Below are 13678 nucleotides of genomic sequence, written 5' to 3'. Positions count from 1 at the left end.
TCATCAAGTTCCCTTACACCTTTGCTGCCTTAGTCATGCTCCCGGGTTGGGCTGCCATCGCCGTGCTGCGTTGGCAGTCTGGGGTAAGCGTAAGCAGTCAAGCGTATGAAGACCGCACAGATCGTCGTACTGACCATCGCGCTTGGTGCTGGCGGTGGCGTGGTCTATTTGGTTCCCCAGTTCGAGACCAAGCCTGGTCCGGCCGCGCCGGTCGCGCAGCAACTGCGACCGTCGAAGTTCTGGTCGCGCAGTCCGACATCGGCCTCGGGCAGTCGGTCAAGCAGGAGAACCTGCAATGGCAGGCCTGGCCGGCTGCGACCGCAAGCAACAATTTCATCCGCCGTAACAACAGGCCAGATGCCATCAAGGACGTGATCGGCTCGATCGCGCGCGCGCCGCTCATCGCCGGCGAGCCGATCCGGGAGCAGAAGCTCGTCAAGGCGGACGGATCGGGCTTCATGGCGGCAATCCTGCCCTCAGGCAGCCGCGCCGTCTCGACGGAAATCTCGGCAGAGACTGCTGCCGGCGGCTTCATCCTGCCAAACGACCGCGTCGACGTCATCCTCTCCGGGCGCGAGAAGAACCCGGACCAGCACAGCGCGGATCTCGTCCGTTCGGAGATCATCCTGAGCAATATCCGCGTGCTCGCCATCGACCAGGCGCCGAAAGAAAAAGACGGTGCCAATTCCCTGCTCGGCAAGACCGTCACGCTTGAATTGAAGCCCGAGCAGACCGAGACGCTGGCGCGGTCGCGCCAATCCGGCGTCCTGTCGCTCGCGCTACGCAGCATCGCCGACGTCAACGTGGCCGACGACGCCTCACAAGATCAGCCCCCGAAGCGGGGCCAGAGCATCAACGTGGTTCGCTACGGCGTTCCGAGCTCGACAACGACACAGAAGTGAGAAGGACGCCTGCCATGAAATGCGGTCGAACCAGATTTGCGGTGCGGTCTTCGCTGGTCCGCATCCTCTTGCTTTCGGCCGCGGCCGCACTGACTCTCTCGCCGGTCATTGCCGCCGATCCCGAGACCGAAGGCGCGCAACCGGTTGCGAGTTCGCCGGCCAAGACCCGATTCCTGGCGCTCGGCGTCGGCAAATCCGTGATCATTGACCTGCCGCGCGACGTGAAGGACGTGCTGGTTGCCGATCCCAAGATCGCTAACGCAGTCGTTCGCTCCGCGCAGCGTGCCTACATCATCGGCGCGGCGGTCGGGCAGACCAACGTCGTGTTCTTCGATGCCGACGGCCAGCAGGTCGCCGCCTATGACATCGCGGTGAAGCGCGATCTCAACGGCGTGCGCGCCGCGCTGAAGCAGACGCTGCCGGGCATCCAGATCGAAGGGGTCGGCGACGGCGTGATCCTGACCGGCTCGGTGTCGTCTCCGATCGAGGCGCAGCAGGCCGGCGACCTCGCGGCGCGGCTGGTCGGCGGCGCCGACAAGGTCGTCAACTCCATCACGGTGCGCGGCCGCGACCAGGTGATGCTGAAGGTCAATGTTTCCGAAGTGCGGCGCGACATCGTCAAGCAGATGGGCGTCGATCTTTCGGCCAACATGAACTACGGCACGGCGATCGTGAACTTCAACAACTCCACCCCGTTCACGGCCTTTGGCCGCCCGCTGGTGGCGGACAATGGCGCCGCCGTCTCGGCGGTCGCCAAGGGCCTCCCGACCGTCACCGCCACCTTGCGTGCGATGGAAAGCGCGGGTGTGGCGCGGACGCTGGCCGAGCCCAACCTGACCGCGATCTCCGGGGAATCGGCGACCTTCATCGCCGGCGGCGAATTTCCGATCCCCGCCGGCTATTCCTGCGATCCGGTCACGCATGTCTGCACGACCCAAATCCAGTTCAAGAAGTTCGGCATCTCCCTCAACTTCACCCCGGTGGTGCTGACCGAGGGACGGATCAGCCTGCGCGTCATGACGGAAGTGTCCGAGCTCTCCACCGACAACGCCATCACGCTGAACCAGGGCGGCGCGTCGCTGACCATTCCTTCGATCACCACCCGCCGCGCAGAGACCACGCTGGAGATCCCCTCCGGCGGCTCGATGGCGATGGCCGGCCTGATCCAGCAGAAGACCAAGCAGGCCATCAACGGCATGCCCGGCGTCGACCAGTTGCCGATCCTCGGCGCGCTGTTCAGGAGCCAGGACTTCGTCAACAACGAGACCGAGCTGATGGTGCTGGTCACGCCCTATGTCGTGCGTGCGGTGGCCCAGAAGGAATTGTCGCGGCCCGATGACGGGTTCGCGCCTGCCGCCGACTCGCAATCGACGCTGCTCGCCCGCATCAACCGCATCTACGGCGTGGCGGCCCGCGCCGAGCCGGTCGGAGCCTATCCCGCCAATTTCGGCTTCATCATTGACTGAGCTTGGGGGCGCAACGATGACGGGCAGAGCAGATCACCATCGCACCTTGTACCGGCTGGGCGCCCTTGTCGGTGTGTCGGTTGCGCTTGCCGCCTGCCGCAGCGGCGGCGACGAGCTCACGACCGCGAGCGTTCCCAACGACTACCGTCTGCGGCATCCGATTGCCGTGACCGAGGCCGATCGCTCGATGGTCGTCTTTGTCGGGCACGGCCGGCCCGGTCTGACCGCCCCGCAGCGCGCCGATGTGATGGGACTGGCGCGAACCTGGACCCGCGAAGGCACCGGCGCGATCATCGCCGAGGTGCCGGTCGATACGCAGAACGCGCGGGCGGCCGGCGCGACCTACCAGGAAATCCGCTCGCTGCTCACGGCCGGCGGCGTGCCCGCGCGCGCCATCACGCTGCGCAACTATCATCCCGACGATCCGCGCACCTTGGCGACGATCCGTCTGAGCTATCCGAAGATCGCCGCCGTCGCGGGTCCTTGCGGGTTGTGGCCAGAGGATCTCGGCCCCTCGATCGACGATTTCGGCTACAACCAGAACAGGCCGTACTACAATCTGGGTTGCGCGAGCCAGCGCAACCTGGCGGCGATGATCGACAATCCCGCCGACCTCGAGCAGCCCCGCGCCGAGACGCCAGCCTACTCGCCGCGGCGTGACGTGGCGTTCGAGAGGTACCGCAAGGGTGTTTCGACCACCACGACCTACCCCGAAGCCGACAAGGCCAAACTCAGCGACACAGGCAAATGATCAGCCGCGCACAACATCCGGATAACGAGACCGACGCCGCGCCGCATGCCGACGACTATATCGCTCCTGTCCCGCGCGTGTCGGTGCAGGCGTTCTGCGGGACGGTGGCAACCGCGACAACCGTGAAGGCCGCGAGCGAGGACCGCCGTCTCGCCAAGGCGCATCTCTCGGTGCATATGGGCGGCATCGCCGCGGCGATCGACGCCTATCATACGGCACCGACCCCGAACGTCATCGTGCTCGAGACCGAGAGCGGCAGCGACTTCCTCGCCGGCCTCGACGAGCTCGCAGCCGTCTGTGACGCCGGCACCCGCGTCGTCGTGATCGGCAGGGCCGACGACAAGGCGCCCTATCGCGAACTGGTGCGCCGCGGCGTCAACGACTATGTGGTCGGCCCGGTCGAGGTGCTCGACGTGGTGCGCTCGATCTGCGGCCTGTTCTCGGCGTCCGAGGCAATCACTGTCGGCAGGATGATCGCGGTCTGCGGCGCCAAGGGCGGCGTCGGTGCGTCCACGGTCGCGCACAACATCGCCTGGGCGATCGCGCGCGACGTCGGGCTTGATTCGGTCGTGATCGATCTCGACCTCGCATTCGGCACGGCCAGCCTCGATTACAACCAGGACCCGGTCCAGGGCATCGCCAATGCGGTGTTCCAGCCGGAGCGCCCGGACAGCGCGCTGATGGAGCGCCTGCTTGCCAAATGCACCGACCATCTCAGCCTGCTGGCGGCGCCGGTGACGCTGGATCAAGTGTATGACTTCGGCGCCGACGCGTTCGATGCCATCTTCGACACCTTGCGCATGACGACGCCCTGCATCGTGCTCGACGTGCCCCACCAATGGACCGCCTGGGCCCGCCGCGCCCTGATCGGCGCCGACGACATCCTGATCGTCGCCGAGCCCGATCTCGCCAACATGCGCAACACCAAGAATATGATGAACACGCTGAAGGCGGCGCGGCCCAACGACCGTCCTCCGCTCTACTGCCTCAACCAGGTCGGCATGACCAAGCGGCCGGAGATCGAGGTGCGCGCTTTCGCCAAAACCATCGACAGCCAGCCGATCGCCACCATTCCTTTCGATTCGAAACTGTTCGGCACCGCCGCCAATAACGGCCAGATGATCGCGGAGATCGCCTCCAATCATCGCATCACCAAGACGTTCCTGCAGATCGCGCAGCGGATGACCGGGCGCGCCGACACAAGGGCCCAGCGCAATTCGCTGTTGTCACCGATCATGAAGAAATTGCGCGCGGTCGGCGCCCGATCGAAAGGCGCCTCAGCCTAGTAGGCACCGCGCGTCAATCGGAGCTGCCGACCGCCGCCACTGGGATCTTCTCGGTACCTCCCCGCGGTCCTTCCTTGCGGGCCAGCACACGCTTCAATGCGGCGACATTGGCGACGGCTTCCTCCGGCGGCACATCCGCCTTCACGATGCTCTCCGCCTCGCCGGCGCGGCCCTGCAGGCCGACTGCGAGCGCCAAATTGGCCTTGATCCGCTGATCGTTCGGCGCGCGGCTGCGGGCTTTGCGCAGCGTCTCCTCGGCCAGCGGCAATTCCTTCGACAGCACGTAGGACAGCCCGAGATTGGACAGCACCGACGGCTCGTCGGGTGCGATCTTGAGCGCGCTCGCATAGTATTGCCGCGCCTCGTCGTGGCGGTCGAGCTGATCGAGCGCGGCTCCCTGGGCGGACAGGATCCGCCAATCCGGATCATCCGGGCTGTGGGCGCGGCCGAGCACGTCGAAGGCCTGCTGGAAATTGCCGTTGTCGGCGAGCGCGCGCCCATAGCCGGCGAGCAGCGCCTTGTTGTTCGGCTGGCTCATCGAGGCCTGCTCGAGGATCGCGACCGCCTGCGCGCGCTGCCCGGTGGCGCGCAGGGCCTTGGCGTATTGCAAGGCTGCGGCAGCGTCCTTCGGATTGGCCTTGAAGCGCTCGTGATAGGTCTGAAGGTCCCGCCGCGGGTCGGCGCTTGGCCGGCTGTCCTCGGCCGTGTCGCCGAGGGATCCGGTGATGTCGGAAGGGAGGGAGGTCTGGCAGCCGCTAAGCGCTAGCACCAGGGCCGCCGATGCTGCCGCGCCGACGAGGAGCCTTGCGGCGGAAAATCGGTGAAGCAACTTCTGGGACATGTACCCTGACCACGGTCGGCGATTGCCCAGAATGCTTCGCAGCTTAACCCTAAATCCGGGTTAAGGAGGCGCGCTACACAGGATGTTCGACCCGATATCGAACCACCTTCGCGCCTTTGTTGCTACCGACGACATGCATCATCGACAGCGGCACAACTTGCAGTCTAATCGACGAACTGTGCGCCGAACTCGCAGCCGATCCGCCAGGCGAGACGGCATTGGCGCGGGCTGCCGTTCGACAGGATGATGGTGAACTCAGAGGGAATTTCCGCATATTCGGCGATCACCTTGACGCCGCCATCGGAGATATCAGTGATCATGCAGTCCCGCGGCAGGGTGCCGGTGCCGAACTGGATCTTGGCGAGACTCCTGCACAGACGACGCTCGCTCTTACGTCGATTGACGAACATGTCGACCCCGGCCCCTGCTCATTGATTAGCCCGTTTGTTCTTCTGCTGTAGCGAGAAATCGTTGGAATCCGGCTAGCGGGACTGCTCGCAGTTGAACTGTGGGCTTCAGATTCCATTTACCGGCTCTGCGGGCCTTTTCCTCGAAATGACGTAATCTCGGGCAAACGGGGCACTGGCACAGATGAACTCCCGCATCCATTCCTTGGGAACAAATGGGTTGATCCGCCGTCGTTTGGCGATAGCCTGACCCTTTGTCCGGACTTCCAGGAAACTGACGAGCATGGGAAGCATGGTTCTCCTCGATCTGATGGGTGGCGTGGCACTGCTGCTGTGGGGCCTGCACATGGTCCACAGCGGGATTCTGCGCGCATTCGGGCCGGATCTGCGCATCCTGCTGGCAAAAGCGCTGAACAACCGATTCACCGCTTTCGCCGCGGGCCTCGGCCTCACCGCCCTGCTTCAGAGCTCGACCGCCACCGCCCTGATCACAAGTTCGTTTGCATCTGAAGGGCTCGTGAGCCTGGTTCCGGCGCTGGCAATCATGCTGGGTGCCAATGTCGGCACCACGCTGATCGTGCAGATCCTGTCGTTCAACATCGCCGCGATCGCCCCGCTCCTCTTCATCATCGGGCTCGTCGCGTTCCGCAGCGGGCCGCGCTCGCGTATCAAGGATATCGGCCGCGTCTCGATCGGGCTCGGACTGATGCTGCTGGCGCTGCACATTCTCCTCGACACGCTGGCGCCGGCGGAGAATGCGCCCGGCGTGCGCGTCGTCATGAATGCGATCACCGGCGATCCCGTGCTCTGCATCTTCATCGGCGCCGTCGTCACCTGGCTTGTGCATTCCAGCGTCGCCAGCGTGCTCCTGGTGATGTCGCTCGCCTATTCGCAGTTCATCACACCCTATGCGGCGTTCGCGCTGGTGCTCGGCGCCAACCTCGGCAGCGCGATCAATCCGCTGTTCGAAGGCGCGCGACGCGACGATCCGGCGAGTTACCGGTTGCCGCTCGGCAATCTCATCAATCGCGTCATCGGCATCCTCGTGGTCGCCCCGTTCCTCGGTCCGGTCGCCGCGCATCTGTACGCTTTCCAGCCCGATCTCGCCAAGGCAACCGCGCTGTTCCACATCGCTTTCAACGTCGCGACAGCGGTTCTCTTCATTGGCGTGCTCGACAGTCTGGCACGGCTGCTCAGAATGCTGCTGCCTCGCCGCATCCGGGATACCGATCCGGCCCGGCCGCGCCATCTCGACGAGAGCGCGCTGGAAACGCCGTCGCTTGCGCTCGCCGACGCCGCGCGCGAAGCACTGCGCATGGGCGATATCGTCGAAGAGATGCTGCGCAAGGTGATGGCGGCGATGATGACAGGCGACCGGGTGCTGGTCGAGCAGGTATCGCGGATGGACAACAGCGTCGACAGCCTCGACGAGGCGATCAAGCTCTATGTCACGAAGCTCACCCGCGGCAGTCTCGACGAGCGCGAAGGCCAGCGCGCGATGGAGATCATCTCGTTTGCGATCAACCTCGAACATATCGGCGACATCATCGACAAGAACCTGAGCGAGCTCGCCACCAAGAAGATCAAGCGCCGGCTGCAGTTCTCGCCCGAGGGCACCGAGGAATTGCAGGCGTTCCACAAGCGCACACTGGACTCGCTCCGGATCGCGTTCGGCGTGTTCATGTCGGGCGACGTCAATGAGGCGCGCAAGCTGGTTGCAGAAAAAGCCGCGCTGCGCAACGCTGAGTTCGCCGCCACCGAGCGGCATCTCGAACGCCTGCGCGAAGGTCGCCCAGAAACCATCGAGACCACGTCCCTGCACCTCGACGTGCTGCGCGACCTCCGCCGTATCCATTCGCACATCTGCTCGGTCGCCTATACCGCGCTCGTCTCCGCCGGCGAACTCGCCGCCGATCGCAGCACCGAAAGTGATGTCGGTGCGCTGCCGGCGACCGTGGCACAGCCGACGCCGCGGTAGTTGATCGCTGCGTCAGGCCCTACCCCGCCGAATGACGCCTCAGCCAGATCAGCAACAAATGCAATCCCATCCCACCGGCCAGGACGGCGCGAGCACGATGGGACAAGGCGGTATGATGGGGCACGGCATGATGGGAGGACATATGATGGGGGGCGGCATGATGGGTGGTAGCGCGATGGGTCCACCCTTTATGATGCGTATGATGTTCGCTCTGATGGACGCCGACAGCGATGGGACCATCTCACTGCAGGAGTTTCAGACAGCTCACGAACCGATTTTCAAGGCGATGGACAGCAATAGAGATGGCAAGCTTACCCTGGAGCAGATGCAAGCGTTCATACACGGGACGAGGTGATCGGCTCCGAGCGGGTGGCGCCTCGTCTCGTGCGCCATCCGCTCCTGCAATTGATCTTTTGCGAACAAGCGAGCCTTAAGCCTTCAGGTCCGTGATCCGCATTATCGCGACCACATTCCCATCGTTGTACGCCTGCTCTTTTGTGTCCTTGTTGCAGGTCCAGACAAAGTTTTTCTTGGCCGTAAAGGTCTTTCCTTCCTGTTCAATCCGAAGCTCCCCCTCCGGGATATGACAGATCATGGCATTCATCATCGGGGGACCCATCGTCTTCGATCCCGGCTGCATAATGACATCGCGCATTGAGACGGTCTTAAAGCCGGGAATGATGGATGGTGTCTCACCGTCGTAGGCACGGACCACGACACCTGGCCACGGCGTGGTGTCCTTGTAGCCCGAGGTTTGAGCGGCGGCTGGCTTCATCATAGCCGCCGAAGCCGCTGCCAAGCCGATTCCCAGCGCGGACCTTCGATCGATCTTGCTCATCGCTTTTCTCCCGACGTTGCGCAACGAGCCGCTGCAAAAGCGGCGCGCAAAGTTCGTGGTGAATGGTGGTGCGAACCGAAAAAAGAACGGCCTCTTAAGAGCGCGTGCCTGCCGATGGCGCCAGTGCTGCTCGTTCGCCCCGGACGGTGATTTCGGCACGTCCCGCCTGAAGGGCAACTACATTCTACGTGACCTGACGCACCTGGGAAACAGGTTGCGTCGCCCGAAGACACGATTGCCATACGTTCGGAGGCGTGCACCGTGAGGCCGCAAACGCTACGAGCCACGCAGAAGTGCGTCAATCATATCCGACGTAATTTCATCCGACGAGAGATCGACCAGCGCGTAAGATTCCGCATGGCGCAATAACGTCAGGACAACTGACGATACGTGCGGCGCTTTGGCGCTTAATGTCTCATCCGGCGACAAGAAGTATATTGACGGTGCCTGCGTGCTGGCCGACAGCGAGGGCGACAAGATTTTCTCGACCTTCGATACGCGCGATCTCGACAAGTCCCAGGCGAAGATGGATTGCGGCATTCATATCATCACCGGCGGTACCGGGAAGTATAAGGGGATCACCGGGAGCGAACCATTTGCTTGCATCAATATGCCTGCGCTGGCAGGCCCGGGTGACTATTTTGCGATGGACATCCCGCACAACACGTCGTGGGAAATCAAATAGCACGAACTTGGATGCCCGGTGTCGACGACCGGGCGTCGATTACTGAACGAGAGCCCTGTTATTTTCGAGTACTGCCTGTGGCGTGTTCCGGAAGCCGATGGCCAACCGGTTGTAGACATTCATCAAGCCGATCGCGATCGTGAGATCGACCAGTTCCTTTTCCTCGAGGACTGTGCGCGCGGCCTTGAATGCTTGATCCGGTATGCCGGTCTCTGACACACGTGTCACCGTTTCGGCCCAGGCAAGCGCGGCACGCTCACGCTCGCTGAAGAGATGGCCAGCCTCCGCCCAGGCCTGCACCAGCGCAAGCTTCTCGACCTTCACACCCTTCTTGATGAGGTCGCGGGTGTGCATGTCGAGGCAATAGGCACAGTTGTTGATCTGCGAAACCCGTAGGTAAACCAGATCAACCAGCTCGGCGGGAAGACCGCTCTGCATGATATAGCCGTAGACGCCGCCAAGGGCTTTTACCCCGTTCGGCGCGATTTGGCTGTAATCGAGACGCTTGGTCATCGTTATTCTCCTTGATCTTCAGGCTCTATTTGACTGGTGTGGTCAGTGCCTTGTCGTCGGTATCGACGACGAAGACAGCGAGCAGCTTTGCCGGCTCGGTCCTGCTCGCATTGCGGCTGATCGAATGGCTGGCGCCGGGTGGTTCGGACCAACTCTCGCCCGCCTTGTAGACCCGCGTTGCTCCGTCGTTCACCTTCGACTCGATGCTTCCGGAAATGACATAGGCGTAGATGAATGACGATTTTGCGTGGGTATGCGGAGCCGAGGCTCCACCCGGCGGATAGTCGACGACCACCGCGATCAGAGACTTGCCGGGAACGTTGGGTATCGTCTGCTCGAAGTTCGTCGTGACCTTGCCGCCGACATCTTGGGCGGAAATGGGCGAAGCAGATGCAATGGCAATGGCAGCGGATGCTGCGGCGATGACAGTTCGTATCTTCATGGCTCTTCTCCTTTCGCTCCATTAAATGTCCTCCCCTTAGGTCGGAAAAAAGCACCAAGAACGCACGAAAATCGTGTACTACGAGCCACGTGACCAAGCCGCTCAAATTGGAACTCGACCGCTCTGCGAAGACGCCGCTGGCTGAGCAGATCCGAAAGGGTATCGGCGCGGCGATCGAGAGCGGCGTGCTCGCACCCGGCGCGCGCCTGCCGTCCTGGCAGGACCTTGCGGCGCAGCTTGGCGTCGCCCGCGGCACTGTGCGCGCCGCTTACGAGAAGCTGTCCGCAGCGCAGCTCATCGTCGCTTCGCGGGCCGCCGGCACCCATGTCGCGGATCGGCCTCGCGCAGTCACCCGCTCCGAGCAGCCGCCTGATCCGGGCTCGTTCATGGAGACGTATCGGGAGATGACCCAGGGGCCGGCCATCTTTCAGATGGGGGTACCTGCAAAGGAAACATTTCCGGCCACGCTGTTCGCACGAATCCGCGCCCATGCCATTCGCACCGAGGCGCGCGCAGCACCCATTTACCCGGACCCTCGCGGTGAACTTGAACTGCGGCGGGAAATCGCCGCCTATCTTGCCATCGCCCGTGGTATCGAATGTTCGGCCTGGCAGGTCATCATAACCGGGGGATACAGCGGCGGACTCGGACTGGCGCTCCGCGTCCTTGGCCTCGAGGGACAGAAAGCCTGGACAGAGGATCCCGGCTTCCCGTTCACCCGCCACGGCCTGGAGCTCGCAAGATTATCGCTTGTACCAATACCAGTCGACGACAGCGGCATCGATGTCGACCATGGGCTGCGCCACGCCCCGGACGCCAAGCTGGTTGTCGTCACCCCGGGGCAGCAGGCGCCGCTCGGGGTTACTCTATCACTGGAACGCCGATTGCGTCTGCTCGATTGGGCCGCTCAAGCAAGCGTATGGGTGATCGAAGACGACTATCTGAGCGAACTGCAGCTCAGGGGGCGAGCCGCGCCGGCGCTCGCCTCACTTGATCGCGCCGGGCGCGTCATCCACATCGGCTCCTTCAGCAAGACCATCAGTCCGACCTTGCGGCTCGGCTTCCTCGTCGCGCCCGCCTCGCTCTCGTCGCGCTTCGCGGAGGTCGCCGCGTGCCTGGCGCCGCCGCCCGGGCCGTCCGTGCAGCTCGCGACCGCCGAATTCATGCGCGAAGGCCACTACCTGCGCCATCTTCGGCGCACCAAACGTGCCTACTTTGCTCAGCGCGACGCCTTGCTGGAGTGCCTGCGGCCGCACGTCGAGGCTGCCAGCATCACAACGGCGGGATTGGCGGTGCTGCTGCGATTACCCGACGGCGCGCCGGACACATCCATCGCCAGGGAAACCCTCGCGTTCGGAATGGCACCATCCGCTTTGTCAACTTGGTACGCACGGCCGGATTCCGGACGATCGGGGCTTCTTCTGGGCATCGCGACGGTGCCAAACAAGCATCTGGCGAGATCCTGCGATCGTCTTTGCGGGATCATCGAGCGCTTCAAGTGAGAGTCTTGCGGTTACCGCGTTCCCTCAGCGATCCAGCGTCCTCGATCCCTTCCCGCGACTCTTCACGATCAGCATGATGTTTCTGACATAGATGATCGTGGCCAGTCCCTGGCCAAGAATGATGACCGGCTCACGCTTGGCGATGCCATAGATCAGCGTCATCAATCCGCCGCCCATCGAGAAGAACCAGAATGCCATCGGCACCACGCTCTGTCCGGCGCGCTCGCTCGAAATCCACTGCACCAGGAAACGCGCGGTAAACAGCAATTGCGCGACCAGGCCGAACGCAAGCCAGAAATCGAACTTGGCGACGAAGACGTCGTAGAGGTAGTTGCCGAGCGCCTCACCGTACTGAATCAGCATCACTGCTCCTCGGTCACCTCGGTCACTTCCGTGACCACGGGCGTCGGCCTCTTGCGGCGGATCAGCCACCAGACGCCGGCGAGATCCATGATCCCAATCCAGAGCCGGTCGAAGAAGCCGTAGTTCGAGACGCCGGAATGGCGGGGACGATCGACCACGTCGACATAGGCGATCTCAAAGCCCTCGCGGCGGACCAGCGCCGGCAGGAAGCGATGCAGCCCATCGAAATAGGGCATCATCAGGAACACCTCGCGCGGAAATGCCTTCAATCCACAGCCGGTGTCGCGGGTGCCGTCGCGCAGGATCGCGCCGCGCACGGCGTTGGCGATGCGCGACTGCAATTTCTTGAAGCCGGTATCCTTGCGCCCTACCCTCTGGCCGGCAGCAAGCCCGATGCGGCCGCCCCCGCTCTCGACTGCGGCAATCAGGTCCGGCAGGAACGAGGGATCGTTCTGGCCGTCGCCATCGAGCGTCGCGACGATCGCGCCCCGCGCGGCACGGACGCCGCTGCGCACCGCCGCCGATTGCCCTGAAGAGACGACGTGCCGGAGCTGGCGCAGGTTGGAGCGCTCCTTCATGGCCGCGCCGATCCGCGATGCGGTCGCATCGGTCGAACCGTCATCGACATAGATGATCTCGTAGACCCAGCGGCGGCCGAGCGCGGCAGCGATCTCCGCAATCAGCGGCGCGATGTTCTCGGCCTCGTTGCGCACGGGCACAACGATGGAGACGGCCACCGCAGTCTGGTCGGAAGAAGGCAATTCGGCACTCTTGGCTGGATTTTTTGCTCTCTGGACGGCCTTGCGGCCGGAACCGCCTGATAGGGCGGGACGGCGCCCGCTTTTATGGGGCGGAAGCGCGGCCGGCAACCCTTTTGGCAACCCTTTTGAGGCGGTCCAGTGACGGGCCGGCAAGGGGGTAGATCGTGCCGTCGCGCTGGATCGCAAAGCCGAGCCGCCGGGCCGCAAACCAGTAGCGCACCGCCATGGCGCCGATCACGCCGACCAGCGCGCCGCCGACCACGTCGCTCGGGTGATGTGCCAGCAATACCAGACGAGTGGCGCAGATCACGAGCGCATAAATCAGCATCACGAACCGCAGCCGTGGCAACAGTGCGGAGATCGCAAAGGCCAGCGCAAAGGCGGTGGTCGCATGCCCGGAGGGAAAGCTCGCATAGGCTTCGCTGCCGGCGAAATGCGAGAAGTTGAAGGCGTTGGGCTCGCCGCCGACGAACGGCCGGCCGCGCCCGACGATCCATTTCAGGAGGTCGCCGACCAGGACCGGGAACAACACCGCGAAGAACAGGAACTGCAGCCGCGTTCCCATTCCGAGCAACAGGGATCGCCGAATGCCGTGCAGCGCCGGCGCAATGATCCCAACCAGGATCAACAGTCCGGCCACGGTCCAAAGCACATAGGCATCCTTGCCGAAATCGGTGAGAATGCGGACCCACCACAGGCTTGCAGTACCGCGCGGCGGCATCAGCTTGATCTCAGGCACATCGAACGCAAGCATCAGCACAATGATGGCGGCGCCGATGATCGCGATCAGCGCCAGCCCCTGCCGCGCCGCGCGCCGGCCGGCTTCGGCGCGACGCGAATGCGACGGCGCGCGCACAAGCTGGGCAAGCGACCGCCCCGTCAGCGTGGCCAAGCGCGCTGGATAGCTTGCGGATTCGTGGCGAACGACCGGCGCCGACATTTT

Annotated in this window: 15 protein-coding genes and 1 pseudogene; 8 read left to right on the top strand and 8 right to left on the bottom strand. The window is 63.6% G+C overall.

All coding sequences use genetic code 11. From position 1 onward, the window contains the following. Nucleotides 1–105 precede the first annotated feature (105 nt). The 4 genes and pseudogenes from cpaB to ACZXDY_RS07625 all read left to right on the top strand — a co-directional run bounded on the left by cpaB (nt 106) and on the right by ACZXDY_RS07625 (nt 4405). Nucleotides 106–902 (top strand): annotated as a pseudogene (gene cpaB / locus ACZXDY_RS07640) (Flp pilus assembly protein CpaB). A gap of 14 nt (nt 903–916) precedes the next feature. Further along, entirely contained in the window at nt 917–2368 is a 1452-nt protein-coding gene (locus ACZXDY_RS07635; protein WP_208826332.1) for a type II and III secretion system protein family protein, read from the top strand. A 16-nt stretch (nt 2369–2384) separates the two neighbouring features. Next, entirely contained in the window at nt 2385–3119 is a 735-nt protein-coding gene (locus ACZXDY_RS07630; RefSeq protein ID WP_464345047.1) for a CpaD family pilus assembly protein, read from the top strand. Next, nucleotides 3116–4405, top strand: a complete 1290-nt coding sequence (locus ACZXDY_RS07625) for an AAA family ATPase (RefSeq protein ID WP_464345046.1) — start codon at nt 3116–3118, stop codon at nt 4403–4405. The genes ACZXDY_RS07630 and ACZXDY_RS07625 overlap by 4 nt, the downstream gene beginning before the upstream one ends. A 13-nt stretch (nt 4406–4418) precedes the next feature. On the opposite strand, the gene ACZXDY_RS07620 is transcribed toward ACZXDY_RS07625, so the two are convergent. Further along, entirely contained in the window at nt 4419–5246 is an 828-nt protein-coding gene (locus ACZXDY_RS07620) for a tetratricopeptide repeat protein (protein WP_464345045.1), read from the bottom strand. A gap of 164 nt (nt 5247–5410) precedes the next feature. Next, a complete protein-coding gene (locus tag ACZXDY_RS07615) occupies nt 5411–5656 on the bottom strand; it encodes a PilZ domain-containing protein (RefSeq protein ID WP_028166833.1) in 246 nt (81 codons plus the stop codon). A gap of 280 nt (nt 5657–5936) precedes the next feature. Here ACZXDY_RS07615 and ACZXDY_RS07610 point away from each other — a divergent pair, with 280 nt between their 5' ends. After that, nucleotides 5937–7631: a Na/Pi cotransporter family protein gene (locus tag ACZXDY_RS07610; RefSeq protein WP_464345044.1), complete on the top strand. Its 1695-nt coding sequence runs from the start codon at nt 5937–5939 to the stop codon at nt 7629–7631. Nucleotides 7632–7689: 58 nt separating this feature from the next. Then, nucleotides 7690–7986, top strand: coding sequence for an EF-hand domain-containing protein (locus ACZXDY_RS07605; protein WP_464345043.1), 297 nt, complete (start codon nt 7690–7692; stop codon nt 7984–7986). Nucleotides 7987–8061: 75 nt separating this feature from the next. Here ACZXDY_RS07605 and ACZXDY_RS07600 read toward each other — a convergent pair whose 3' ends face one another. Next, a complete protein-coding gene (locus ACZXDY_RS07600) occupies nt 8062–8469 on the bottom strand; it encodes a hypothetical protein (RefSeq protein ID WP_028166831.1) in 408 nt (135 codons plus the stop codon). Nucleotides 8470–8869: 400 nt separating this feature from the next. Between ACZXDY_RS07600 and ACZXDY_RS07595 the strand changes: the two genes are divergently transcribed. Beyond that, nucleotides 8870–9154, top strand: a complete 285-nt coding sequence (locus ACZXDY_RS07595) for a hypothetical protein (protein WP_464345042.1) — start codon at nt 8870–8872, stop codon at nt 9152–9154. Between the two features lie 39 nt (nt 9155–9193). Here ACZXDY_RS07595 and ACZXDY_RS07590 read toward each other — a convergent pair whose 3' ends face one another. Both ACZXDY_RS07590 and ACZXDY_RS07585 read right to left on the bottom strand, forming a co-directional pair. Further along, on the bottom strand, nt 9194–9667 hold the full coding sequence (locus ACZXDY_RS07590; protein WP_464345041.1) for a carboxymuconolactone decarboxylase family protein: 474 nt from the start codon (nt 9665–9667) through the stop codon (nt 9194–9196). A gap of 25 nt (nt 9668–9692) precedes the next feature. Next, entirely contained in the window at nt 9693–10109 is a 417-nt protein-coding gene (locus ACZXDY_RS07585; protein ID WP_028166829.1) for a cupin domain-containing protein, read from the bottom strand. Nucleotides 10110–10198: 89 nt separating this feature from the next. Here ACZXDY_RS07585 and pdxR point away from each other — a divergent pair, with 89 nt between their 5' ends. Then, the gene (gene pdxR, locus ACZXDY_RS07580; protein ID WP_464345040.1) at nt 10199–11611 is read left to right on the top strand and encodes a MocR-like pyridoxine biosynthesis transcription factor PdxR; all 1413 of its coding nucleotides are present in this window, start codon (nt 10199–10201) and stop codon (nt 11609–11611) included. Nucleotides 11612–11635: 24 nt separating this feature from the next. Here pdxR and ACZXDY_RS07575 read toward each other — a convergent pair whose 3' ends face one another. The 3 genes from ACZXDY_RS07575 to ACZXDY_RS07565 form a co-directional block, all read right to left on the bottom strand. Then, nucleotides 11636–11974 carry a lipid-A-disaccharide synthase N-terminal domain-containing protein gene (locus tag ACZXDY_RS07575; RefSeq protein WP_028166827.1) on the bottom strand — a complete coding sequence of 113 codons (339 nt, stop codon included), beginning with the start codon at nt 11972–11974 and terminating at the stop codon, nt 11636–11638. Next, nucleotides 11974–12735, bottom strand: coding sequence for a glycosyltransferase family 2 protein (locus ACZXDY_RS07570; RefSeq protein ID WP_028166826.1), 762 nt, complete (start codon nt 12733–12735; stop codon nt 11974–11976). Before ACZXDY_RS07570 ends, ACZXDY_RS07575 begins: the two co-directional genes overlap by 1 nt. A gap of 82 nt (nt 12736–12817) precedes the next feature. After that, nucleotides 12818–13675 carry a phosphatase PAP2 family protein gene (locus tag ACZXDY_RS07565; RefSeq protein ID WP_464345039.1) on the bottom strand — a complete coding sequence of 286 codons (858 nt, stop codon included), beginning with the start codon at nt 13673–13675 and terminating at the stop codon, nt 12818–12820. Nucleotides 13676–13678 lie beyond the last annotated feature (3 nt).

This window comes from Bradyrhizobium sp. LeoB3, from assembly GCF_055456055.1.
The sequence above is the reverse complement of the archived record's forward strand: the minus strand, read 5'-3'. Positions and strand labels throughout refer to the sequence as shown.

Excerpts from the sequence above, each read along its gene's own strand:
- ACZXDY_RS07635 (WP_208826332.1), top strand. The coding sequence starts at position 917 with ATGAAATGCGGTCGAACCAGATTTGCGGTGCGGTCTTCGCTGGTCCGC.
- ACZXDY_RS07630 (WP_464345047.1), top strand. The coding sequence starts at position 2,385 with ATGACGGGCAGAGCAGATCACCATCGCACCTTGTACCGGCTGGGCGCC.
- ACZXDY_RS07625 (WP_464345046.1), top strand. The coding sequence starts at position 3,116 with ATGATCAGCCGCGCACAACATCCGGATAACGAGACCGACGCCGCGCCG.
- ACZXDY_RS07620 (WP_464345045.1), bottom strand. The coding sequence starts at position 5,246 with ATGTCCCAGAAGTTGCTTCACCGATTTTCCGCCGCAAGGCTCCTCGTC.
- ACZXDY_RS07615 (WP_028166833.1), bottom strand. The coding sequence starts at position 5,656 with ATGTTCGTCAATCGACGTAAGAGCGAGCGTCGTCTGTGCAGGAGTCTC.
- ACZXDY_RS07610 (WP_464345044.1), top strand. The coding sequence starts at position 5,937 with ATGGGAAGCATGGTTCTCCTCGATCTGATGGGTGGCGTGGCACTGCTG.
- ACZXDY_RS07605 (WP_464345043.1), top strand. The coding sequence starts at position 7,690 with ATGCAATCCCATCCCACCGGCCAGGACGGCGCGAGCACGATGGGACAA.
- ACZXDY_RS07600 (WP_028166831.1), bottom strand. The coding sequence starts at position 8,469 with ATGAGCAAGATCGATCGAAGGTCCGCGCTGGGAATCGGCTTGGCAGCG.
- ACZXDY_RS07590 (WP_464345041.1), bottom strand. The coding sequence starts at position 9,667 with ATGACCAAGCGTCTCGATTACAGCCAAATCGCGCCGAACGGGGTAAAA.
- ACZXDY_RS07585 (WP_028166829.1), bottom strand. The coding sequence starts at position 10,109 with ATGAAGATACGAACTGTCATCGCCGCAGCATCCGCTGCCATTGCCATT.
- ACZXDY_RS07575 (WP_028166827.1), bottom strand. The coding sequence starts at position 11,974 with ATGCTGATTCAGTACGGTGAGGCGCTCGGCAACTACCTCTACGACGTC.
- ACZXDY_RS07565 (WP_464345039.1), bottom strand. The coding sequence starts at position 13,675 with ATGTCGGCGCCGGTCGTTCGCCACGAATCCGCAAGCTATCCAGCGCGC.